Origin of the sequence: Trichococcus flocculiformis (genome assembly GCF_963662535.1) — a bacterium.
Lineage (GTDB): Bacteria > Bacillota > Bacilli > Lactobacillales > Aerococcaceae > Trichococcus > Trichococcus flocculiformis.
The window spans coordinates 2,238,324-2,262,088 of the sequence record NZ_OY759718.1 but is presented as its reverse complement, the minus strand read 5'-3'; the positions used below and the strand labels follow the sequence as shown (position 1 = coordinate 2,262,088).

The window sequence follows — 23,765 nt, the reverse complement described above, 5'->3', positions numbered from 1 at the left end:
AGCAGTTCACCGAGAATTTCCAGAGCGGGATCGACATCGAGCAAAATATTTTCCCAATGGACAAACGGTCAAAATTATTTATAGTCAGATTGGATATATTAGGAAAAAAGCTGTAAATACAGTAAAATGAAGATGAACGAGTTGGGAGGAATATTATGAAAGCAATCCATTTACCAGAACCCTTTTTCTTCGAAGCAGGCCCGCGCGCCGTCCTTTTGCTGCATGCCTACACCGGCAGTGCAAATGATGTGCGTTTGTTGGGACGGTTTTTGGAACGGAATGGGTATACTGTATATGCACCGAATTTTACGGGGCATGCAACCGACCGATTTGAGGATATCCTCGATTTAGGCGGCCCTGATATCTGGTTCGCTGATGCCATGCGTGCAAAAGCAGAACTGATGGAAAAGGGATACGATCAGCTTGCCGTTTTCGGACTGTCGATGGGTGGCATTATGGCAACAAGAGCCATCGAAACAGGCGGATTTATCGGTGGCGGATCTTTCAATTCACCAATCATCAGTTTTGAGGATTCCCGCGTGCCGATCAGTTTTATGCATTTCGCCAAGCTGTCGAAAAAGAAACTCGGTATGGCGAATCTGGAAATCGAGCACGAACTGGCGCTGATGAAGCCAAAATTGAATGCCCAGCTTGCCCAATTGGATGAGTTTACGGAACTGATCAAGGCGAATCTTGCCGACATCACAGTTCCCTATTACATCGCACAATCCGGCAAGGATGAAATGATCAGCGCCGACTGCGGGAAATTGTTGGCGGATCGCCTCGTAAATGCAGAAGTGGATTATCATTTCTTCTCTGAAGCAACGCATGTTATTACTGTCGGGAAAGACAGAAACGTATTTGAGGAAACAGTTTTGGCATTTTTGAACCGACTATATTGGAATGAGGGATAAGTATGAGAAAGATAGATCAGATCCAAATTGACGTTCTAGCCTATTTTCAAGAGCATGCCGCAAAGAGCATGACCTTGAAGCAAGTAAGTGAAGCGTTGGGTTACACGGAATCCGATGAATTCAAAGCACTAGTAAAAGTCTTTGCTCAGTTGGAAGAAAGAGGGATTCTGGTGCTGAACAAAACCGGACAATTCCGTCTTAAAACGCAAAGTGCCACAATGACAGGTACTTTCAGAAGCAACGATCGTGGTTTCGGCTTTGTGACGATCGATCCGAATGAGAGTGATCTCTTCATCCCGCGCGGCAAAACCGGCAGCGCGATGGAAGGGGACACGGTCGAAGTTAAAATCACCCGTGAGGCCGAGCCTTGGAATGACAGAGGTGTCGAAGCCGAGGTAACTGCTGTTTTGACGCGCAAGTCGAATCAGGTCGTCGGTGAGTTTGTTCCTTACGATTCGGACCGTCGTGAAGAAACTGGGTTTTTGGGGTTTGTCATCCCACAAGATACTAAAATCAACAGCATTGTTGTCTACATCAAGCCAGAAGGCCTTCATCCTGTGGAGGGCAGTGTCTGTCTGGTTGAAATCACCAGCTATCCGACACCGCAGAATCCCATCAAAATGGAGGGGCTGGTCACGAAAGAAATCGGCCATAAGGATGCGCCTGGTGTGGACATTCTGGCCATCTTGTATAAGTTCGGCATCCCTTCCGAATTTCCGGAGGAGGTGTTGGCCCAGGCCGAAAATATTCCTTTGGAGATTCCGGCCGAGGCGTTGGAAGGCAGACGGGATTTGCGTTCGGAACAGATCGTCACGATTGATGGCGCTGATGCAAAAGACCTGGATGATGCGATTTCCCTGAAACGACTGGAAAATGGCAATTATCTGTTGGGTGTACATATCGCGGATGTTTCCTATTACGTGACGGAAAATTCTCCAATCGATCGCGAAGCTTATGAACGCGGAACCAGTGTCTATCTGACGGATCGGGTCGTTCCGATGCTTCCCCAAAAATTATCGAATGGTATCTGTTCCTTGCTGCCGCATGAAGATCGTTTGACATTATCCTGTGAGATGGAATTGGATGCGGATGGGGAAGTGGTTGCTTATGATATTTTCCCGAGTGTCATCGAGTCGAAACAACGGATGACCTACTCCGACGTCAACGCAATCTTGATGGATCACGACAAAAAACTACGTGATAAATACAGCGATTTTGTGTCGATGTTCGAAGATATGGCAATACTCCATGAAACCCTTTTGAAAAAACGTCAAAAACGCGGGGCCATCGATTTCGAATCCGATGAAGCGAAAATCATCGTGGACGAAAACGGCCGCCCGCTGGACATCTATGTGCAAGACCGCGGTGTCGGCGAGCGCCTCATCGAATCTTTCATGTTGAGTGCGAATGAAACGATCGCCCATCATTTCACGAAGGCAAATCTGCCTTTCATCTACCGGATCCACGAGCAACCGGACCCGACCAAAATGATGCGCTTCCTGGAATTTGTGACGACCTTCGGCATTCTTGTGAGCGGTACGCATGAAAACGTAAAACCGAAGCAACTGCAGGCTGTCTTGGCGAAAGTCAAGGACGAGCCCTACGAAGCCGTTGTTTCGACCACGCTGTTGCGCAGCATGCAGCAAGCGAAATATGATGCAGTTCCCGTGGGCCACTACGGTCTGGCTGCAAAAGATTATACTCACTTCACTTCACCGATCAGAAGGTATCCCGATCTGATCGTTCACCGGTTGATCCGCACGTATGGAAAAGGTATCGTCGATCCGAAGGTGGTTGAGAAATGGAAGGGGCAATTGCCGGATATCGCTGTTCAGAGTTCGCAGATGGAACGCCGCTCCGTAGATGCGGAACGCGAAACCGAGTCGCTTAAGAAGGCAGAATTCATGATGGACAAAATTGGACAAGAGTTCGAAGGCGTCATCAGTTCCGTTACAAAATTTGGTATTTTTGTGCAGTTGCCTAACACCGTGGAAGGCCTCGTGCATATCTCGAAAATGGCGGAAGATTACTTTAACTACATCGAAAGTCATATGCTTTTGATGGGTGAACGCACCGGGGTCATGTACCGCATTGGCCAAAAAGTCAAAATCAAAGTAGAAAATTCTGATCCTGTCACGCGCGCCATCGATTTCTCATTGGTCATCGATAAGGATAAGACTCAGAGCCAGAGCGATCAGGATCTGGTCAAACAGATCCGCTCGAAGATTCCGAAGGGCAAAAAACGGAAACCGGGCCAATCCGATCGCGACAGCGGGCCGCGCAAAAAGACCGCAAAAGGAAAAGAGCCATTCTATTCCCGTACAGGCAAAAAAACCAAAGGGAAAAAGGACAGAGGCAAAAAGAAGTAAGCTAACGAAATGAAGGTGTCGAAGTATGCCAAAAGGCGAAGGAAAAGTTTTAGCGCAGAACAGAAAAGCCAGTCATGATTACATCATCCTGGATACGATAGAAGCCGGGATGGTGCTGACAGGAACGGAAATCAAATCCGTCCGCAAAGCGAAAATAAACTTGAAGGATGGCTATGCAAGTATCCGGAACGGGGAAGTATTTCTCCAGAATGTGCATATCAGCCCATTCGAACAGGGCAATATCTTTAACCACGACCCGCTGCGTACCAGGAAATTACTGCTGCATAAAAAACAAATCAAATATTTGATTGAAGAGACCAAGACGACGGGCGTCACGTTGGTGCCGTTGAAAGTCTATCTCAAAAATGGAGTTGCGAAAGTGCTCATCGGGCTGGCAAAAGGGAAAAAGAGCTACGATAAGCGCGATGCATTGAAACAAAAAGATATGAAACGTGAAATCGACAGAGCAATGAAGGAAAGATAAGCATAAATGTGAATAACGAACGCGCCCGCATTCCTGATGGAGTGCAGGCGCGTTTTTTCGGTATGAGTGGTAAATTACTGTCAGCTCCGGCGAAGCCGTCTTGCGTCGGAGGAGAATTTAGAATCCGCATCCAGCTCCGGCGAAGCAGGCTTCGCCGGAGAAGCGGATCATGTTGTCGTCGCCAACTCCGATGAGGCAATCCTCACCGGAGCTGGCGCACTCCGGTTTGGACTACAGCAACCATCGGACAGGTATACTGTCGAAATTGTGACCAATTGTGTAATTTTTGTATCTTGTCTATCATTTTTTTTTAATTCAAGCTATGATAGAAGTAATCATCTTGTCACCAAAAATAAAGATAATCCTGTAAGCAATGTTTGTCTTGCGGGGTTCCGTTCTGAGTGAAATGAAAAAAGTAGGGGTGTAATTGTAATGATAACGAAAGACAAGTATCTCCGATTGCTGGCAAAAGAATATCCGACAGCAGCAAAAACAGTAACCGAAATCATCAACTTGGAAGCCATCATGAACTTGCCGAAAGCAACCGAGCATTTCATCAGCGACTTGCACGGGGAGTATGATGCCGTGCAGCATGTGCTCAGGAATGGATCCGGAAACGTCAAAGAAAAGATCCGCGAGATTTTTCAGGGGAGATTGAGCACCCGTGAGATGAACCAGCTCGCAACGATCGTCTACTATCCGGAAGACAAAATCGATATGATCGTGGACAGCTTGGAGTCCGAGGAAGAGATCAATGAGTTTTATTCGTTGACCTTGTTGCGTATCACGGAACTTTGCGCTTTCACCGTTTCGAAATACACGCGCTCAAAAGTCAGAAAGGCGATTCCGGCCGACTATGCCTACATCATCGAAGAGCTGCTGTTCAAAGATACGATCATGACAAATAAAGAGGATTATTACGAAAAAATCATCAAGACCGTTATCTCTTTGGACCGCGCGCCCGAACTGATCGCGGCCATCTCACATGTCATCCAGCGCCTGGTCGTCGATCACCTGCATGTTGTCGGGGACATCTACGACCGTGGTCCATTCCCTGACAAAATCATCGATACCTTCATGGATGGCCACGAACTGGATATCCAATGGGGCAACCATGATGTCCTCTGGATGGGTGCCGCTAGCGGGTCAGCAGCCTGTATGGCTAATGTCATCCGCATCTGTGCCCGCTACAACAACCTTGAGATCATCGAGGATGCCTACGGAATTTCTTTGCGTCCGCTGATCACGTTTGCGGAAATGGTTTACAAAGAGGACCGCTACGAACCGTTCATGCCGAAAATCAACACCGAAGACGAAAGTAAAATTTTCCCGGAAGAACTCCGCCAAATCGCTAAAATGAACCAGGCGATTTCAATCATCCAATTCAAGCTTGAAGGGGAAATCATCAAACGCCATCCGGAATTCGATATGGCCGATCGGATGGTGCTGGATTTCATCAATTACGAAACAGGAACGGTGAAATTGGATGGGAAAGAATATCCGATGCTGTGCGATTATTTTCCGACAGTCGATCCAGCTGATCCCTACCGCTTGACCGAAGAGGAAAGATTAGTTGTAGAAAGACTCATGACTGGCTTCTTGAATTCGGAAAGACTGCAGAAGCACGTCCAATTCCTTTTCAGCAAAGGCAGCATGTATTTGAGATACAATGATAATCTTTTGTTCCATGGGTGTGTGCCGCTGAATCCGGACGGCAGCTTCATGGAGTTGCCGATCGCGAACGTCAAGTACAGCGGCAAAGCCCTCCTGGACAAGTACGAAGAAGTATTGCGCAAAGGCTATTTGAACCGCGAAGGAAAGAAACATAATGTGCGTATTCTGGATTTGATTTGGTATCTATGGGAAGGAAAAGCATCGTCCTTGTTCGGCAAGGATAAGATGACGACTTTCGAGCGTCTTTATGTCGCGGAAAAAGAAACGCATATCGAGAAGAAGAACCTGTATTACGAGCAACGCGACAATGTGGAACTATCACACAAAATACTGAAGGAATTCGGACTGGATCCAAATAAAGGCCATATCATCAACGGGCACACACCGGTCAAAGAAAAAATCGGTGAGAATCCGCTGAAGGCGGATGGCAAGCTGATCGTCATCGACGGTGGCTTTTCGAAAGCCTACCAGAACACGACGGGGTTGGCCGGTTATACATTATTGTACAACTCTTTTGGGATGCAGCTGGTTTCGCATCAGCCGTTCACTTCCCGTCAGGATGCCATCGAGAACGAAAAGGACATCGTTTCAACCCGACGCATCGTCGACAAGGAATTGGAACGCAAGACGGTAAGGCAGACGGATGTCGGCAAGAAGCTGACCCAGCAAGTCACTGACCTGCACCAGCTGTTGCGCGCCTATAAATCCGGTGAAATCGTGGAAGATCTGCTCAGCGACAAATAGTTGCACGAAATAGATGCAATCGGCCGCCGGAATTGTTAAGATAAGAGAAGGAAAGCAAGTATCCAAAAGCGAAAATAGCTTAAGAGAGGCGGGTTAACCTTGAAAAAGGGAGTAACGTTTTATTTTATGCGACACGGAGAAACGTATCTTAATAAATACAATCGGATGCAAGGCTGGTCCGATACCCCACTGACGCCCAGAGGCAGACGCGATGTCATGAGAAGCGGAGCAGGCTTGGGCGATGTCAAGTTCGATGCGGTCTACTGCAGCGACTTGAGACGGACATTTGAAACAGCACAGATCATTTTGAAAGAAAATCAGCATGCCGATCATTTGAAAGTAGTGGCTATGCCTGAGTTCAGGGAGATATTCTTTGGCTCTTTTGAAGGGCTGGATGCGAGCGAAACCTGGGGGAACCTGAATAAATTCCTGGGAAGCGCAGATGGTCAACCGAATTATGAAGCCCACCGCTCCGTCATCGAAGAGCTGAACGGATTGAAAGAAATGGATCCGTATCATGAAGCGGAAGATTATATGACTTTCTGGCTACGCGTCGAGCGCGGCTTGATCAAACTGATCAGCGAGCACCGTGATTCCGAAAGAAACATACTGATTGTTTCCCACGGGATGACGATCCGCAACATGATCCACGCTGTCATTCCTGATTTCTCGATTGACCGCCATCTGGATAATGCCAGCATTTCGGTCGTCCGCTATGAGGATGGCTTTTATCACTTGGATCTATATAACGGCACCGATCATTTTGTCGATGACTTCACACCTGGCGATGAGCAGGAACCGGAAGTCCATAAAGTGACACCTGCCGATAAAGTTGAAGAGGACGTCAAATAAATAATACACAGTGCCCTTGGAACAAAACCCTTTGTTTCCAAGGGTTTTTCTGTAGCTAAAAGACAAAAACAATTAAAAATCACATCTTTTTTTCATTTTTTGGAAATATCAATTGAAAATTCCGTCCGGATAGTCTAAAATTAACGTAATCCACAATACTGTACGGGATACAGCGTGGCTAGAACGTCTTTAAATTAGCACAGAGAGGCTAACAAGGCATGTGAAACGATTAATGTAAACAACCGTTGAAACACGCCCAATAATAGGTGTGTTTTTTTTACATTTTCCTATTTTTCATGCAAGCGTGAGGTATGAACCTTGTCAATCAGAAATCAGGAGGAAGAACATGAAACAACGTAGATTTTTAGTTTTAGAAGATGGCAGCTGCTATCCAGGATATGCTTTCGGATCAGAAAAGGATGCAATCGGGGAGATCGTATTCAACACAGGGATGACAGGTTACCAAGAAACTTTGTCCGACCCTTCCTACACAGGCCAGATCATCACTTTCACGTATCCGTTGATCGGTAACTATGGCATCAACGTAGACGACTATGAAGGTGTGCACCCAGGCTTGAAAGGGATGGTCGTGCATGAAGTGGCGGAACATCCAAGCAACTTCCGTTCCACCAAAACATTGGATGAAGCTTTGAAGGGCTTTGATGTACCAGGAATCTACGGCGTGGACACACGCAGCATCACCAAAAAAATCCGCAATGCCGGCGTAATGCGCGGCACAATGGTAAATAATGCGGACAACTTGGATGAGATTGTCGCATCGTTGAAAGCCTACGAATTACCGGTTGACGAAATCCAAATGAATTCGACAAAAGAAATCAAAAAATATGCAGGAGAAGGTCCGCGTGTCGTCTTGCTAGACTTCGGCTTCAAAGACAACATCCTTGCAGAATTATTGAAAAGAGGCTGCGAAGTCATTCTGGCGCCTTGGAACACAAGCGCAGACGAAATCCTGGCCTACAATCCGGACGGCATTATGTTGAGCAACGGACCTGGAGATCCGACATCCGTTCCTGAAGCAATCGAAACGATCAAGCAATTGATCGCGCAGGAAAACCTGCCGATGTTCGGTATCTGCTTAGGCCACCAGTTGATCTCATTGGCTGGTGGTGCGACAACCTACAAAATGAAATTCGGTCACCGCGGCGCAAATCATCCGGTGAAGGATCTTGCAACCGGCAAAATCAGCTTGACGAGCCAAAATCATGGCTATGCCGTGAATGAAGAAAGCCTGAGCCAAACCGACTTGGTCGCAACCCACCGCGCCCTGAACGACGGCACGAACGAAGGCGTCAAACACAAAACCAAACCAGTCTTCTCGGTTCAATACCATCCGGAAGCAGCGCCCGGACCGCACGATGCCAATTACTTGTTCGATCATTTTGTAGATATGATGAAAGCAGTCCAAGGAGGAAAACAACATGCCTAAACGTACCGACATTCAATCCATCTTAGTGATCGGCTCTGGCCCCATCATCATCGGTCAAGCCGCAGAATTTGACTATGCCGGAACGCAAGCATGCTTGGCTTTAAGAGAAGAAGGATACAAAGTCATTTTGGTCAACTCCAATCCTGCTACAATCATGACGGACGTTGAGATCGCCGATAAAGTCTACATGGAGCCACTCTCTGTAGAATTCATCACGAACATCATCCGCAAAGAGCGCCCGGATGCCTTATTGCCGACTTTGGGCGGCCAGACCGGCTTGAATATGGCTGTGGAATTGGATAAAGCAGGCGTATTGGAAGAATTCAATGTCGAGTTGTTGGGAACAAAATTGAGTTCCATCCAACAAGCTGAAGACCGTGATCTGTTCCGTCAATTGATGGCAGAATTGAATCAGCCGGTTCCTGAGAGTGATATCATCCACACGGTGGCGGAAGCTCTGGCTTTCGCAGCGGAAATCGGTTATCCGTTGATCGTCCGTCCAGCCTTCACAATGGGCGGCACCGGCGGCGGCATCTGTCATAATGAAGCCGATCTGCGCGAAATCGTGGCCAACGGCTTGCGCTACTCACCAGTGACACAATGTCTGTTGGAGAAATCGATTGCCGGTTTCAAGGAAATCGAATATGAAGTAATGCGCGACAGCAACGACAACGCCATCGTCGTCTGCAACATGGAAAACATCGATCCGGTCGGCGTCCACACAGGCGATTCCATCGTCGTGGCGCCTTCCCAGACCTTGTCTGACAAAGAATACCAAATGCTGCGCGATGTCTCCCTGCAGATCATCCGCGCCTTGAAAATCGAAGGCGGCTGCAATGTCCAGTTGGCATTGGATCCGTACTCGTTCGACTACTACATCATCGAAGTGAACCCGCGCGTCAGCCGTTCTTCGGCTTTGGCGAGTAAAGCGACCGGTTATCCGATCGCGAAGATGGCGGCGAAGATCGCTGTCGGCTTGACCTTGGATGAAATGAAGAACCCGGTAACCGGCACGTCTTACGCGGCTTTCGAACCGGCTTTGGATTACATCGTATCCAAAATCCCGCGTTTCCCGTTCGATAAATTCGAAAAGGGCGACCGTACCCTCGGAACACAGATGAAAGCTACAGGCGAAGTTATGGCCATGGGCCATACGTTCGAGGAATCGATGCTGAAAGCCGTCCGTTCTTTGGAATACGGCGTCAACCATCTGGCATTGCCGAAAGACCAAGGCCAGACTGTGACGATGGAAGAAATCGAACAGAATATCCGCGTTGCTTGCGACGAACGTCTTTTCTATCTGGGAGAAGCGTTGCGCCGCGGCGTGACACCGGAAACGATCCACGAATGGAGCGAAATCGACTACTTCTTCCTTTACAAATTCAAGCACATCATCGACTTGGAGAAGGAAGTGGCGGCAGCCGAACCGAAAGACCTTGAGATCCTGCGCGAAGCGAAGAAATACGGCTTCAGCGATGAAATCATCGCGGAATTGTGGGGCATGGCTTCGGAAGACATCTACGCGTTGCGCAAAGCCAACGGCATCGTTCCTGTCTTCAAGATGGTGGATACGTGTGCGGGTGAATTCGAATCCTTCACACCTTACTTCTACAGCACGTATGAGATGGAACAGGAATCATTCCCGAGCGACCGCGAAAAAGTCATCGTCTTGGGTTCCGGTCCGATTCGTATCGGCCAAGGGGTCGAGTTCGACTACGCGACTGTGCATGCGGTCTGGGCAATCCAGGAAGCCGGCTATGAAGCGATCGTCGTCAACAACAACCCGGAAACCGTTTCGACAGACTTCTCGATCTCCGACAAGCTGTATTTCGAACCGCTGACCGAAGAAGACGTGATGGCGATCATCGACCTGGAACAACCGTTGGGCGTCGTTGTGCAGTTCGGTGGCCAAACGGCCATCAATCTGGCCGACAAATTGGTCAAACACGGCGTGAAGATCCTGGGCACGAGCCTGGAAGATCTGGACCGTGCCGAAGACCGTAAACTGTTCGAACAGTTGTTGCGCGACTTGGATATCCCGCAGGCACCCGGCAAAACAGCCGTGACCGTTGAAGAAGCGGTCGCAGTTGCCGACGAAATCGGCTATCCGGTCCTGGTGCGTCCGTCCTACGTATTGGGCGGCCGGGCGATGCAGATCGTCTACAACCAAGACGATTTGGAGAAATACATGCGCGAAGCGGTCGTGGCCAGTCCCGAACGGCCGGTCCTGGTCGATCATTACCTGATCGGACAAGAGCTGGAAGTCGATGCGATCTGCGACGGCGAAACCGTCCTGATCCCGGGCATCATGGAACACATCGAACGCGCCGGCGTCCACTCGGGCGACTCGATCGCTGTTTACCCGCCGCAGAATCTGTCGGCTGAACTGATCCAAACGATTGAAGATTACACAATCCGCGTGGCGCAAGGGCTGAACACCATCGGTTTGGTGAACATCCAGTTCGTCATCAGCAACGGTGTCGTCTACATTATCGAAGTGAATCCGCGCGCGAGCCGGACAATCCCGTTCTTGAGCAAAGTAACCGGCATTCCGATGGCGAAGTTAGCCACAAAAGGAATTCTGGGACTGAAACTGAAGGATATGGGTTACAAGACAGGTCTGGTTCCGTCGAAATCCGGCGTATACGTGAAGATGCCAGTCTTCAGTTTCAGCAAACTGAAGAAAGTCGACACGGTTCTGGGACCTGAAATGAAGTCTACCGGAGAAATCATCGGTAAAGATGTCAACTTGCCTAAAGCTTTGTATAAAGGCTTCATCGCATCCGGCGTGCACGTACCTGACTACGGCACAGCGTTGATGACGGTATCGGATAAAGACAAAGCAGAAGTCATTCCATTGGCGAAACGTTTGATTTCGTTAGGCTACCATATCGTTGCTACGACAGGTACCGGTAAAGCTTTGGAAGCGGAAGGAATCAAAGTCGACGTCATTGAAAAAATCAATGAGAACAGCAACGACATTCTTGACGCTATCCGTGATGGTCGTATCAATCTGGTCATCAATACAATGACGGAAGGTAAGACAAGCGAGACCGACGGATTCCTGATCCGCCGTGAAGCAGTCGAAAACAACATCCCATGTTTGACTTCATTGGATACAGCAGAAGCTTTGCTGCAAGCAATGGAAACCATCCATTTCCAATTGGAAGATATGAGTAAATAAGCTATAAAGCAGAAAAGAGAAGCGGGTACCTCATTGGAGGCGGCCGCTTCTCTTTTCTTTGTTTTGTTTGTGTCGGTCGTTAGACCAGGACGGTGATCCGAACACCCGAGACAGAGACGAACTGTCGGTTGTCAGCGCAGCGCGGTGATCCGAACACCCGACAGTCTACCCAATCGGTCAGGCAAACCAAAAAATCCGCACAACGACAAAAAAACACCCCGTAGACTGTCGAATGAATCGCTTCATGTCGGCATGTCTGTGGGGTGTTTGCCTCATACTAGTATGGAGACGACGGGAGTCGAACCCGTGTCCAAGCATATCGGCACTTCCAAATCTACGCTCATAGTTAAACTATTTGGAATTCGCCTTGAACTAGCCGTTTAACAGGCATTATTGTTGGCTAATCTGATTGATCTCTTCTGATTCCTCCAGATGGAAGGTCACAGCGTATCCCACATCATTGAGACCCTGATCTGAGTACATGGGCGATACCAGGAGGATCTTAGCTAGCTACAATTAAGCAGCGAAAGCTAAAGTGTTGTTTTGTGTTTTGTCAGTTGTATTTAACTGTAACGTTTTAGCGTAGACGTAACCTACGGAGCGCATCAAAAGCTCGACCTATACCTGTCGAATCCGTAACGTCCCCTTAATGGGAATGCACAGAGTTATCTTGCATTTCATATTATACGTCATCCATACCAAAAAGCAAGGATTATGCACAAAATATTTTTGCAGCGTGCCGCAAGCAAATAAGGAATTGCAAAGTTGTTCAGAACCGGAGCGAAGGTGTTCTTAAGCTTAATGCTTAGCGCGGCATTTTTTCTGAAAGGGCTATCCTTTGAATTGCGTAGTCACTTTCAGTACACTGTAACTAAGCGACAAGCACTCCCATTAAGAAAGGATGGATAGAGATGATACGAAGAAAAATAGTATTGAGTTTGTTCAGTCTATCGGCTACTGTATTATTGGCAGCTTGTTCAACGGACACCACTACGGAGGAAGCTTCTGTGGGATCTGAAAGCGTTTCGATGGAAAGCATGTCTGAGGAGTCTTCCACCAGTAGTTCGGAAGGCATGGGAGATATGGTCCATGACGATTCCGGTGTAATTCCGGAAGGGTTGATGGAAGCGCAGAATCCTAGTTATAAAGTTGGCGATTCCGTCCTCATGCAGGCGGGGCATATGGAAGGCATGAAAGGTGCGGAAGCGACAATCGTTGGAGCCTTCGACACGGTTGCCTATGAAGTTTCCTATGATCCAACCAATGGAGACCCGAGAGTGGAGAACCATCAATGGGTGATCCAGGAAGAAATCATGGACGCCGGAACGGATCCATTCGGCGTCGGCAGCGAAGTGATGTTGGGAGCTGAGCACATGGAAGGCATGAACGGCGCCACTGCGACTATTGATGCCGCTGAAATGACCACAGTCTATATGGTGGATTATACAGATACTGTCACTGGGGAAACGATCAAAAATCACAAGTGGGTGATCGAACAGGAACTTGCACCAGTTGAAGCGCCGTGACTAACATTCGAACATCCAGAAATATTCCTGCCTCTAAGAAAGGAAGGGTCGTAATGAAATTCGGTATGCGCAAACCGAGTCTGAAACGCGCATTGAAGGCTAGGACAACCGGGAAGATGAAGCGTGCGTTCAAACGGAAAACCAATCCGTTCTATGGCAAACAAGGAATGGGCCTGATCCGCGACGCCAAAAGGACGGCCTACAACCGAATATATAAAAAAGCCACGTTCTCGATTTGGGATCTGTTCAAAAAAAGAAAATAAACCAACAATAAAAATGATCGTTTCCTTAACCGGAAAGCGGTCATTTTTTGTTTAGTGCAAAAATGCTCGCTCAATTCACGTTCATCCTGTATTCGTGCGGCGTCATAGCGTAGGCTTGTTTGAATTTTTGATAAAAGAAAGTGACATTCCTGTAGCCTATCTGTTCGCTGATGCTTTCTATCGGCATATCGGTATTCTTCAGCAGGATGCAGGCATTGTTAAGGCGCAGTTCCTGAACCAAGGCAACATAGGATTTTCCGGTCTGGCTCTTAATGAATCGGCTCAGGTAACTCGGATTGAACTTAAAGGTATCCGCGATCAGCTGCAGGCTACAGTCCTGATAATTCTTTTCGATGAATAGCAGGATATCGCCGATGTAGGAATGATCCGCTTTGCGATGATCGCTGGATTGTTTCTGTTGAAATGCCTTCAACAGCTCGGAAAAGAGGATGATCATGTAAGCATCGGTCACATCTTTTGAATAGGATGACGGCTCGTAATAATTGGCGAGCATGCCCTCGATGGCATCGATCAAAAATTCGCTGTTCGTTGTGTTGAAAAGAAGATAGCGGTCATGCTTCTGTGTTTTTGAAAGGGCATTGACGGCAAACTGGGTGATGATGCTGTTTGAGGCCAGCCGGCTCAACATGTGGGTAGAGAAGTACTCCTTCCTCATCAAGAAGTTGATCAAAATATCATTTTCGCCCGTTTCCAGGATCCGATGGCAAACGCCGGTGTCCAAAATGCAAAAATCACCTTCCTTTAATGAAACTTCTGTCCCATCGATTATAATATCTATATTGCCTGAATAGACGTAGTTCATTTCGATGAAATCATGGACGTGCAACGGGGTATAGGAAAAGCGCGCGTGCTTCAGAATCAGCAGCTGGCTGCCTTCGATAAAAGCAGCGCGTTCATTTTGTTTTTCCCTTGCGCTTTCCAGATGCTTTTCGAATGTATAGCGATAGATCCGTTCGCCATCATCGTTCAAATAGAAATCAAATTTTTCAACGAAATTGGACTGGGGTTCGCTTTTTTTCTGCAGCAAATGTGTCTCCGTTTTTGTATGGGTGAATAGTTTTTCACGAATCTGTGCTTTATCCATGGAATCTCCTTCAGGTAAGAAATGGTTAATCATGTCGTAAGAATATGATATTAATAAATTACGTTCTATCCGTTAAGATGTACTTGTTAGCGATATCATAATGATAATCCGGATGATAAATTTAGTCAATATGATTCGCCCGACATAGTACTTTGCACAGAAGCATCAAATATAGGAGGAAAATTCATGAATACTGAAAAAATGTCCCTCAGCGACAAGATTCAAAACACAGTTGGACCTTTCGCCACCAAGGTGAACAACAACATTTACCTGACTTCCGTCAGGGACGCTATGCTGGCATACATGCCCTTTACTTTTATCGCATCGATCTTTTTGATTATTGCCTTTTTCCCGATTACTCAGGTTACTGACTTTATTACGATGGTGTTAGGAACAGAAAATGCATTCGTATGGCAGTCGAAGTTATTGTATGTGAACAACGCAACATTGGCGGTAGGCGGCTTGATTGTCGTGATTTCCATGGCGAAATCCTTGGCGGATAAGCTGGAAACCAACGTGCTGCAATGCATCATTACAGCAGTCGTTTCCTTCCTTTTGCTGACGCCGCTGGATAACATCGAAGGCATCGATTTTCTGAACATCACAAAGATCAGTGCACAATCCATGTTCCTGTCCATCTTGGTCGGCATGTTCAGCACCATCATCTACAAAAAAATCGAAGAAAAGGGAATCAAAATCAAATTGCCGGAATCCGTACCGCCCGCAGTAGCTGGACCATTCGAATCGGTCATTCCATCCTTTATCGTGGTCACTACCTTCTTCATCATCCGTTTGATCATCGAGCTGCTGCTGAAGAGTGATGCCTTGACATTGATCAACGGCACATTAGGCAAACCATTGACTTACCTAGGCGGCTCGATCGGCGGCTTGGTCGTCGTCAAAATTTTCGAACAATTCCTGTGGTTCTTTGGCTTGCACGGTGGCTCGATCATCCAAGCTGTAATGGATCCGATCCACCAAGTTTTAGAAGATCAAAACAAAGTGGCTTCATTGGCAGGGGCAATCCCGCCGAACATTATCAGTATGAGCTTCCGAAGTCATTTTGCATCTATCGGTGTCGTCGGCGCCGTCATCGCGATCCTTATTGTGGCGAAGAGCAGACAATACAAAGAAGTCGGAAAAATCTCAAGCGTACCTTACATGTTCAATATCGGCGAACCAGCGTTGTTCGGTATCCCATTGATGCTGAATTTCTTGTACTTCATCCCGTTCATCTTCTCGAATGCCATTTCGACTGTCATCGCTTATGTCGTTTTCGCGCTAGGCTTAGTGCCGCTTCCGACAGGTTTGGCGCAGATTCCATGGACAACGCCACCGATCATCAGCGGATACTTCGTGACCGGCAGCATCAGAGGGTCACTTCTGCAGATTGCCCTGATCGCAATCACAACAATTGTTTGGATTCCTTTCGTACGGATGGCAGACAAAGAACTGTACAAAGAGGAAAAAGAAATGGACAGCACAGGTTCGGATGCGGCTGTACAGGAAGCTGAAGGAATCCGTTAAATGACCGCAACGGATCAACTAACGTTAAACGGAAGGGTCCAACCATTGAGCGCCAGTTTGGGTCAGGCCAGCTGGATTACACGGTTGGACAATCCGCTTGAAAAAGAAGCAGAATTTCTGAATGAACGGCCTAACATCATTCTTGAAAAGACGTTCGACATCCCAGATGAAATCACAGAAGCCCTGATTGATATATGCGGCTTGGGTTATTACACCTTGTACGTCAATGGGCAGCGGATTTCTGATGCCTACTTGAACAACGATGTGACGAATTACGACAAAACGGTCTATTATGACACCTATGACATCAGAAATTATTTGAAACAGGGCAGCAACAAGCTGTCGGTGGAACTGGCGAATGGTTGGTACAATGCGGCTCCCATCACGATTTTGGGGAAATACAATGTGCGCAAGCAGCTCGCTGTCGGCAAGCCTTGCCTGATCAGTCAACTGACGATCACGACTGCTTCAGATGAAAAAATCGTGATCGAATCGGATTCGAGCTGGGAAAGCAAGCCAGGCAACTATCTGTTCAATAATCTCTATATCGGTGAAACGGTGACGGATGACATCACGGGGGCAGCCACTCGACAGAAGACTGTAAAAATCGCTGGACCGGGCGGGAATTTGACACCCAGTTTCATTCCCAAGATCAAGAGGCAGAAACAGTACCTTCCTGCCGTGGTCGCGAACCATTCTGCAAATGAAGGCATCCTGATCGATTTCGGGACGATCCTGTCCGGGCATTTCCTTTGCGATATCGCCGCCGATTATCTGGGTCAGGTTACGTTCCTGTACGCCGAGGAACTGAACGCTGATGGCACCCTTAGTTTTGATTCCAGCATCAGTGGAACCTACGGCGTGACGGATGAGGCGCATGGCATAAACGCGGGCGATCCGATCATCCAGAAAGACGTCATCAAAAAAACTGAACAAGAAATCTTCCAATATGAAAATCAGTTCTGCTATCACTCCTTCCGCTATGTTCTAGTGAAGACAGAACCGGACACAGGCTCGTTTGAGGAGTTGCTTTCGAACGTCCGGGCTTACAGCCTGCACACAGACCTTGCTTCTGTGAGCAAGTTCCATTCATCTTCGGATGAGTTGAACCGTTTGTGGGAAGCGGCGCAGAATACCCGCTTGAACAATATCCATTCCTACTTCGAAGATTGCACAAGGGAACGTTTCGGTTATGGCGGGGATATCGTCGCCCTGATCGATTCGCAGCTCTACAGCCACGATATGCACAAGCTGCTGAAGAAAGTCTTTATGGATTTCGCTCATGATCAGACACCGGAAGGCGGGATTCCGCAGACAGCCCCTTACGTCGGCATCATGACGAACGGGACTTCCAACGGGGCTGGCTCCTTGGGCTGGCAGCTGGTTTTCCCGGTGCTTGCCTCTAGAATCGGGCAGTATTATCAAGATACTGCCTTTGTGCAAGAACATCTGCCTGAATTGTTGAAGCATCTGGAATATCTGCTGGCTTTTGATTTCGACTATATCCGTTACTGCTGTTTGGGCGATTGGGGGTCCGTCGATGCCGCCATCCAGAATAGGCGCATCGTATCGCCGGATCAGGAATTCTGTTCGGCCAGCATGTATCTGATCCTTTTGGAGGAATACAAAGCGTTGTTTGCTGCACACAATGTTTCTGAAACGATGATGGAAACCTTGGAATTGCGCATCGTGGAAGCCAGAAGTGCAATCATCGATCTGTTCCGCAATGAGGACGGCAGTTTTTCCTCAGGTACGCAATCAAGCACAATCTTCGCTTTGAAGGCGGGATTGCATAGAAATGAAGCTGAAAAGCATCAGCTTGAAAGGAACCTGATCGAACGAATTCAGAAAGAAGATGGCGTTTTTCGCTTCGGCATTTTCGGGATGTCATGGGCATACACCATCCTTTCCGAGCTCGGTGAGGACGATTTGATCTGCAATTGGCTGTCCCGCCGCCAGGAACCGAATTATCTTAGCATGCTGACGAACGGCAACCAGACCTTGAGTGAGTATTTCCCGCTGCAGAGCGGCACGAACAAGGTGCAAGGTTCCTTGAACCATGCGATGTTCTCCTCATACACGGTTTGGATGATGGAAAAGCTGGTCGGCATCTCCGTCAAAAAAGATTGCAGTATTCAATTGGCGCCTTATTTCGCAACAGATCTGACGGAAATGAATGGTTCACTCCTCACTGCGCAAGGGGAAATTGAAGCGCAGTGGGTACGGACCGATGCTAATAGTTTTATGTACAGCGTGACGCTGCCTGAATCAATGGACTACGATTTCCGATTAGGGTACGCGTATCGAATCATCAACAAAGAGATAACTGCTTCTGGAGACGGTCGCGAAACAATCAAGCTGTCGCTCCAGATTGCTGATCCGATCGAAGCCGTAAGATGGGGAAATGCTTGAACAACCATTTCAAAATAATGGAGGCAAAATTATGAATATCAAAAAAATCGGTCAAGCGGCAATGATGCTGGCCTTGCTGAACCTTGGGGCCTGCGCGGCTCCCTCCGAAACAGCGGAATCAGTCGCAAGTTCACCGGTAACAGGCATCACGTTAGAAGAGACGGAAACGGATGAAGCTTCACAACTGCATTATTTTACGTACGATGCCATGAAGGATGGCTTCGCAAGTTCACGCTCGGATGTGCTGACGCCGACCTTCTACATCTACGCAGGCCAAAAGACTGAGGAGGAAGCAGAAGAACTGTTGGCCGAAATCGGATTGTTGCCGGATGTCCAGCAATGGGCAGGGCAGGCCTACGTGATCAATCCTCTGGATATGGAGGGGTATCAAGCGGAGGATGCGGAAGCCTTCATCAAATTGTTGGCGAAAGCGCCGGTGAAGAACGTCAAAGTGATCGCGCTGGATGAAGGTGCGACCTTCGCCAATAACTATCTGGCGAAGAAAAGCTATCCGATCGCAGGGATGATGCTGTACGGCGGGGATGTCGAAGCTGACAGCACCTCGACGACGCCAGTTCCCGTATACCTCAGCAATGCCGGAGAAGCTGTAACGGACTTCTACATCTCGGCCAATGCAGCCGAAGAGCAGCTGGAAGAGGATGATCTGGCCATTTACCAAAATCAGGATAATGAGTTCCAGCAAGTCGTCGTGAATGCGGAAGAAGAAACCGTTCAGGAAGCGTATGCCAACGCTTGGGAGCATGTCTTCTCGAAAAATTACCGGATGCATAACGAACTGACTGAGTTTTACATGGCTGACGTCAGCAAATACACAGAGCCTTACCCGTTTGTTGGGGTTCCCGACTTTGAGGAACTTGGAATCACCTATAATCAGATGATAGCTGAGCCTGTCAACGGGGAGGGTGCGTATAACTGGTACGAATACATTCCTGAAGCAACAATGGGGCAGGATGAAAAAACCGTGCCGTTGATCGTGACGCTCCACGGATTTGCGAACGATCCAAGACTGCAGGGTGATGCCAGCGGTCTGACCGAGTTGGCTGTGGAAGAAAATCTGATCGTCGTTTCCCCGGAATGGCAAGACAAAGAAGTGAATTTCGGTGGCGTTGAAGGTTTGGGTGAAGAGGGTGTCCTGAATCTGGTCGAGAATCTGAAAGAAAAATATCCGCAGATCGACCCTTCGCGGATCTACCTGACCGGCTTGTCGGCAGGCGGCTCCAAAGCTACCCTGATGGGCGTCAAATATCCGGGCGTTTTCGCGGCTGTGGCAGCTGTATCGGCACCGGGCGTCGATAAACAGGAACTCACCGCAATCGCGGAAACCTATGCTGGGCCTGAAGTGCCGTATCTTTACATCTGCGGCAATCACGATAATTTCCAGATGATCCCTGTGGACGGTTCCGGCCAATTCGGCACACCGGGCATTTTCCAAAATGACCCGAACGTCGACATGTTCCCGTTCATCCAAGCTTACCAAAAAATCAACAAGCTTGAGGCAGCGCCGCAGTACGACATGTCGTTGAACGAATTCTACGGTGTGGCGTTGGACAATCAGGAATGGACGACACTCGGCGAAAAACAGATGCTGACAGGTACGTTGTCGAATCAGAGCGGCGTCATGATGAAGTTGGCGGCCGTAAAAGATCTGGCGCATTGGAACTACAAACCGGAAGCGGCATTCATCTGGGACTTCTTCCAGGATTACCAGAGAAATACCGAGAACGGAGCACTGATCATCAACAGTCCGGAAAAATAACTGGCTGAAGTAATATCTTTTCTTATTTGAATAGAAAACCAAAGGGGGAACCCTTGAAGGGATTGGATTTATACCTTTTCTTTCAAGGTTTTTCTATATTAGAATAACAGTCATCGATTATATTGCTGCTTCTTGCACAAAATTCTGTATATATTTTGAAAAGAAGGGTATAATGAAAGCGTTACCTGATCAATGCGGAAGAACCAGTATCTTATCCGATCGTTCAGGCTGACAATGACATAGGAGGCGGTTGCGATGACAATGAAGAAATTTCAAGTGGAGCTACCCGAAGATATGCTGGAAAAAATGAGAAAAGGCTATGCCGCAAAAAGAAAACAGGGCGGCTACGAAGTGAAAAATATCAGCGATGAAGAGCTGGCTGAATATTTCATGAGCATGGGCTTAAATTATGTCGACAGAAAAATATCCGAAATTCTCGATAAAGAAAATAAATAATCTATGAGAGAAGCAATCCAGCAGTGATTGCTTCTCTTTTTCTGCAATTAGTTATCATACGAATACAAGATAGGGCTTGCACAATCCAAAAATACATGGTACAATGACTTTAACATTTTGTGAAGCGCAGAAAAGAATTGTTTCAAAACATTCCGATTCGTAACGTTAGCAACAATGTATCATAAAGTGCAAGACGCACGAGGAGGATTTTCAATTATGGAACAAGGTACAGTAAAATGGTTTAACGCAGAAAAAGGTTTTGGTTTTATCGAACGCGAAAACGGAGACGATGTATTCGTACATTTCTCAGCTATCCAATCTGAAGGTTTCAAATCTTTAGAAGAAGGCCAAGCAGTAACTTTCAGCGTAGAAGAAGGTAACCGTGGACCTCAAGCAACTAACGTTGTTAAAGCTTAATTCAAATTAAACTTTTAGGAATCTGATCTTCGGATCAGGTTCTTTTTTTTGCATTTGTTCGATGGGTACAGAGCCTTATCCGGTTATGAAGATTTATGATATGATTGCAGTAAGCGCATATAGGAATTATTATTACGTGCAAAAAAATGATTGAGGAGTGTGTTTGAGGATTGGCAAAAGAAACATTTTATTCCAGATTGGACAAACAAGAGAGGTACATCTTGCTTTGTTGCTTCTTTGTATTTGCGGTGAATGGCTTATACGGAATGATTTTGGGCTCAATGCTACCGTTGATAAGTGATGAGTATGGCCTAAGCAATACCGTAAGTGGTACGTTACTGTCCGCCCATTCACTTGGGAATCTCACTGCCGGATTTCTGGCGGGGATTCTTCCTGTATATCTAGGCAGAAAAAAAGCAATCATCTTTCTGTGCAGTTTCGTCGTGGTGGGCTTTGCCATCATGATAATGACCGGAAATCCAGTCCTGTTGATATTGGGCTTCCTGTTTACCGGCATCAGCCGGGGAAGTATCTCCAATTTCAACAATAGTGTAGTCAACGAGGTGTCGGACAGCAGTCCTGCTGCCCTGAGTTTTTTGCACAGTATCTTCGCAGTAGGGGCATTGAGCGCACCTTTTTTGGTCATTTTTTCAACGCGATTGTTCGGACTTTCGGGCTGGAAGGTTGCTGCGGGCATTATCATTGTCTTGGCCCTCGTGTCTATGGTCCTTTTTTCGAGAATGAAACTCAGCGATAGTGCGGTGAAAAATAAGAATGCGACCTCCTATACTTTTTTGAAATTGAAAAGCTTTTGGGTCGGGGCAGGCATTCTCTTCTTTTATCTGTGTGCGGAAGCGTGCATCAACGGGTGGATGGTCAAATATTTTGTGGATTCAAATCTGATGACGACGGAATACGCGCAAGTCCTGGCTTCGCTCCTTTGGGTGGCGATGCTGGCCGGCAGACTGCTTACAGCCTTCTACGGTGACTTCTTTAAGAAGGGAACCCTTTTGCTGTTGACTTGTTCCGGGACGACAGTTTTCTATTTGTTGCTGCTGTCCACAACAAATGTCCGTTTGATAACATTTGCGATTTTTGGTGTAGGTTTCTCGATGGCCGGCATTTATCCGACGATCATCGCCGCTGTCGGGAAAACCTTGCAGACCTATCCCATGGCTTTGGGCACTTTGTTGGTCATTGGTGGTTTGGGTTCCATCATCATGCCGATGGTCACAGGGGCTTTATCCGATGCATTCGGGATTTTTGCCGGTATGAGCGCCGTCATCGTAGCTATTTTATTCTTGCTGGGCTTTGCCGGTAGCTATATCTTGGAGGAAATAAAATCAGAAAAGAGAGCTGAAGAAGCAAAAGAGATTTGACTGGAAGTGGATTCACGAAAAAAATAGAGAAACAGCCTGTCAGTTGTGGCTTTTATCAATAAAGTTGTCGTTTTTCAGATTGTTTGCCATTTCGATTTGCATTATTGAATAAAGCATGATACAATGAATTTAACATTTTGTTGGGTTAGAGAAAAGAATTGCATTACGAAAATTCCGATCCGTAGCGTTAGCAACAATGTATGATAAAGTGCAACAGCACGAGGAGGATTTTCAATTATGGAACAAGGTACAGTAAAATGGTTTAACGCAGACAAAGGTTTTGGCTTCATCGAACGCGAAAGCGGAGACGATGTATTCGTACATTTCTCAGCTATCCAATCTGAAGGTTTCAAATCTTTAGAAGAAGGCCAAGCAGTAACTTTCAGCGTAGAAGAAGGTAACCGTGGACCTCAAGCAACAAACGTAAACAAAGCTTAATTCAAAATTAAACTTATAGGAACCTAGTCTTCGGATTAGGTTCTTTTTTTGGCATCAAATGGATCAATCTTCCTCCGAGGAAACACTTCTTCACTGGAGAAGTGGATCGAAATATAGATAAATAAGCCTCAGGAATCCGATGCTGCTTCGGATTCCTGAGGCTTTTGCTATTTTTTTCAGTATTTCTTCTTGGGATGGCGGTCGACGACTTCCGGATATTTTGCCAGGATCGCTTCGCCTGCCGGAGTGATGCGGTAGCCCCTCAGTGGGAATTGGGAGGCGAGCTGATCTTCGCTCAATTCCTGTTTAGCGAGCTTCATCAATTCCGGCTTCTTCATCTTAGAATACCCGGTTACTGCGTAGTGTTTCAGGATGGCTTTCAGGCCGGCTGCGTTCAGGTGGTCCAGCGAATCGGTCGCTGACTGTTCCACCGCATAGCCTTTTTCGATCACTTCATCCAAAGCTTGACGGCCATTGATACCGTAATTGTATTCGAAATATTTCGGATAAACGCTCTCGTTCGTGAAGGTGCCAAACTGAATGCGCCACAACAAGATCAAGTGTCCAGGTAGGATATCTTCTTCAAAACGGATTATATTGCGTTTTGGGACAAGCTGTTCTGACCCGATCCGGACGGCATTGAGCCAACCTTCCTTGTCGCGTTTTTCGGAGATGTAAGGCACTTCCGGATAATCCTGATAGAGCAAGAAAATATCCTGCACCGCTTGACCCTGCAAGTTCAAGTGGCTGTTTTGTTTTTCGATGTTGTTGGTATTCATAAAAATCCCTCCTACTCG

Annotated in this window: 18 protein-coding genes and 1 other RNA gene; 16 read left to right on the top strand and 3 right to left on the bottom strand. The window is 47.3% G+C overall.

Annotated elements, in window-relative coordinates; translation table 11 throughout:
• The first annotated feature begins 155 nt into the window (after window positions 1-155).
• From ACKPCD_RS10805 to carB, 7 genes are all read left to right on the top strand, one after another.
• Window positions 156-914: an alpha/beta hydrolase gene (locus ACKPCD_RS10805; protein WP_068561082.1), complete on the top strand. Its 759-nt coding sequence runs from the start codon at window positions 156-158 to the stop codon at window positions 912-914.
• 2 nt (window positions 915-916) lie between these two features.
• Window positions 917-3,283 (top strand): ribonuclease R, encoded by a 2,367-nt coding sequence (gene rnr, locus ACKPCD_RS10800; protein ID WP_276645499.1) that lies wholly within the window; start codon window positions 917-919, stop codon window positions 3,281-3,283.
• Between the two features lie 25 nt (window positions 3,284-3,308).
• Window positions 3,309-3,767, top strand: coding sequence for an SsrA-binding protein SmpB (gene smpB / locus ACKPCD_RS10795; protein WP_068561084.1), 459 nt, complete (start codon window positions 3,309-3,311; stop codon window positions 3,765-3,767).
• Between the two features lie 432 nt (window positions 3,768-4,199).
• The gene (locus ACKPCD_RS10790) at window positions 4,200-6,185 is read left to right on the top strand and encodes a fructose-1,6-bisphosphatase (protein WP_321433194.1); all 1,986 of its coding nucleotides are present in this window, start codon (window positions 4,200-4,202) and stop codon (window positions 6,183-6,185) included.
• A gap of 99 nt (window positions 6,186-6,284) precedes the next feature.
• Window positions 6,285-7,037, top strand: a complete 753-nt coding sequence (locus ACKPCD_RS10785; RefSeq protein WP_321433193.1) for a histidine phosphatase family protein — start codon at window positions 6,285-6,287, stop codon at window positions 7,035-7,037.
• 346 nt (window positions 7,038-7,383) lie between these two features.
• Window positions 7,384-8,484: a glutamine-hydrolyzing carbamoyl-phosphate synthase small subunit gene (gene carA / locus ACKPCD_RS10780; RefSeq protein WP_321433192.1), complete on the top strand. Its 1,101-nt coding sequence runs from the start codon at window positions 7,384-7,386 to the stop codon at window positions 8,482-8,484.
• Window positions 8,477-11,668: a carbamoyl-phosphate synthase large subunit gene (gene carB, locus ACKPCD_RS10775; RefSeq protein WP_321433191.1), complete on the top strand. Its 3,192-nt coding sequence runs from the start codon at window positions 8,477-8,479 to the stop codon at window positions 11,666-11,668. Before carA ends, carB begins: the two co-directional genes overlap by 8 nt.
• A 280-nt stretch (window positions 11,669-11,948) precedes the next feature.
• On the opposite strand, the gene ssrA is transcribed toward carB, so the two are convergent.
• Window positions 11,949-12,314, bottom strand: a transfer-messenger RNA (tmRNA) gene (ssrA, locus tag ACKPCD_RS10770).
• Window positions 12,315-12,579: 265 nt separating this feature from the next.
• On the opposite strand from ssrA, the gene ACKPCD_RS10765 reads away from it, so the two are divergent.
• Together ACKPCD_RS10765 and ACKPCD_RS10760 are read left to right on the top strand one after the other, a co-directional pair.
• Window positions 12,580-13,194, top strand: a complete 615-nt coding sequence (locus ACKPCD_RS10765; RefSeq protein WP_321433190.1) for a YdhK family protein — start codon at window positions 12,580-12,582, stop codon at window positions 13,192-13,194.
• A gap of 53 nt (window positions 13,195-13,247) precedes the next feature.
• Entirely contained in the window at window positions 13,248-13,457 is a 210-nt protein-coding gene (locus ACKPCD_RS10760) for a hypothetical protein (protein ID WP_321433189.1), read from the top strand.
• A gap of 70 nt (window positions 13,458-13,527) precedes the next feature.
• On the opposite strand, the gene ACKPCD_RS10755 is transcribed toward ACKPCD_RS10760, so the two are convergent.
• Window positions 13,528-14,562, bottom strand: coding sequence for an AraC family transcriptional regulator (locus tag ACKPCD_RS10755; RefSeq protein WP_321433188.1), 1,035 nt, complete (start codon window positions 14,560-14,562; stop codon window positions 13,528-13,530).
• A 186-nt stretch (window positions 14,563-14,748) separates the two neighbouring features.
• On the opposite strand from ACKPCD_RS10755, the gene ACKPCD_RS10750 reads away from it, so the two are divergent.
• From ACKPCD_RS10750 to ACKPCD_RS10720, 7 genes are all read left to right on the top strand, one after another.
• A complete protein-coding gene (locus tag ACKPCD_RS10750) occupies window positions 14,749-16,089 on the top strand; it encodes a PTS sugar transporter subunit IIC (protein WP_321433187.1) in 1,341 nt (446 codons plus the stop codon).
• On the top strand, window positions 16,090-18,501 hold the full coding sequence (locus ACKPCD_RS10745; protein ID WP_321433186.1) for a family 78 glycoside hydrolase catalytic domain: 2,412 nt from the start codon (window positions 16,090-16,092) through the stop codon (window positions 18,499-18,501).
• A 31-nt stretch (window positions 18,502-18,532) separates the two neighbouring features.
• The gene (locus ACKPCD_RS10740) at window positions 18,533-20,278 is read left to right on the top strand and encodes a PHB depolymerase family esterase (RefSeq protein ID WP_321433185.1); all 1,746 of its coding nucleotides are present in this window, start codon (window positions 18,533-18,535) and stop codon (window positions 20,276-20,278) included.
• A 255-nt stretch (window positions 20,279-20,533) separates the two neighbouring features.
• Window positions 20,534-20,734: a hypothetical protein gene (locus ACKPCD_RS10735; RefSeq protein ID WP_086988176.1), complete on the top strand. Its 201-nt coding sequence runs from the start codon at window positions 20,534-20,536 to the stop codon at window positions 20,732-20,734.
• Between the two features lie 216 nt (window positions 20,735-20,950).
• A complete protein-coding gene (locus ACKPCD_RS10730) occupies window positions 20,951-21,151 on the top strand; it encodes a cold-shock protein (RefSeq protein ID WP_068561095.1) in 201 nt (66 codons plus the stop codon).
• 170 nt (window positions 21,152-21,321) lie between these two features.
• A complete protein-coding gene (locus ACKPCD_RS10725) occupies window positions 21,322-22,530 on the top strand; it encodes an MFS transporter (protein ID WP_086988175.1) in 1,209 nt (402 codons plus the stop codon).
• A 237-nt stretch (window positions 22,531-22,767) separates the two neighbouring features.
• On the top strand, window positions 22,768-22,968 hold the full coding sequence (locus ACKPCD_RS10720; RefSeq protein ID WP_068561097.1) for a cold-shock protein: 201 nt from the start codon (window positions 22,768-22,770) through the stop codon (window positions 22,966-22,968).
• A gap of 176 nt (window positions 22,969-23,144) precedes the next feature.
• On the opposite strand, the gene ACKPCD_RS10715 is transcribed toward ACKPCD_RS10720, so the two are convergent.
• Complete coding sequence (locus ACKPCD_RS10715; protein ID WP_321433184.1) at window positions 23,145-23,747, bottom strand: hypothetical protein; 603 nt, start codon at window positions 23,745-23,747, stop codon at window positions 23,145-23,147.
• Between the last annotated feature and the right edge of the window lie 18 nt (window positions 23,748-23,765).